At 64.7% G+C, this 696-nt stretch carries 2 protein-coding genes; both read left to right on the top strand.

Annotated elements, in window-relative coordinates; translation table 11 throughout:
• Positions 1-11 precede the first annotated feature (11 nt).
• Complete coding sequence (locus G3I71_RS45245) at positions 12-221, top strand: group II intron maturase-specific domain-containing protein (RefSeq protein ID WP_239149764.1); 210 nt, start codon at positions 12-14, stop codon at positions 219-221.
• 134 nt (positions 222-355) lie between these two features.
• Positions 356-696, top strand: a 341-nt coding sequence (locus G3I71_RS45240; protein WP_164324741.1) for an IS3 family transposase, incomplete at its 3' end; no start/stop codon positions are given.

Here is a 696-nt window from a genome sequence, read left to right as displayed (position 1 = left end):
TGCGGGGATGGATGCAGTATTACGGGGCCTTCAACAGGTCGGCCCTGTTTCCCCTCTTGAAACGGATCAACGCCTACTTGGTCCGGTGGTTGCGCGGTAAATATCGGAAGCTGCGGCGGAGTTGGGCAGCGACCTTTCGTGTGTGGTGGTCTGGGGTGGATCGACATCCCCGGTTCTTCGCGCACTGGGTCTGGATGCCCAAGCCTGCCCGGGTCTGGTGACCAGGACGACAAGAGCCGTATGACGGGAGACTGTCACGTACGGACTCTGTGGGAGCCCGGGGGCGAAATTCCCCCGGGCCACCCGGCTGCGCGAGGGATCCCCGGTAGCGAGCAAGTACGAGTTCATCGAAACGATGCGGCTCGACACCACGGAGTACGCGCATTCCGTCGAGTTCATGTGTGAACGACTCGACGTGTCCAAGTCCGGCTACTACGAATGGCGGGGCCGCCCGGATTCCGCAACAGCCCAGCGGCGCGAGGAGTTGAAACTGCTCATCAAGAAGGCATTCGGCATGTCGGACAGCACCTACGGATACCGGCGCGTCCATGCTCAGCTCGCCCGATGGGGCCACACCGCCGGCCTGGAGCTGGTCCGCCTGCTGATGCGCGAGTTGGGCCTGGTGTCCTGCCAGCCAGAGCCGACACGGTGGTCGCTCACCCAGGCCGCGGCCGGCGACGTCCCGGACCACGTCGG

It is taken from the genome of Streptomyces sp. SID12501 (genome assembly GCF_010550245.1).
In the GTDB taxonomy this organism is placed as follows: Bacteria; Actinomycetota; Actinomycetes; order Streptomycetales; family Streptomycetaceae; genus Streptomyces.
The sequence above is the reverse complement of the archived record's forward strand: the minus strand, read 5'-3'. Positions and strand labels throughout refer to the sequence as shown.

What these genes read in the sequence shown, in the direction of transcription:
- G3I71_RS45245 (WP_239149764.1), top strand. Translation starts at nt 12, where the DNA reads ATGCAGTATTACGGGGCCTTCAACAGGTCGGCCCTGTTTCCCCTCTTG.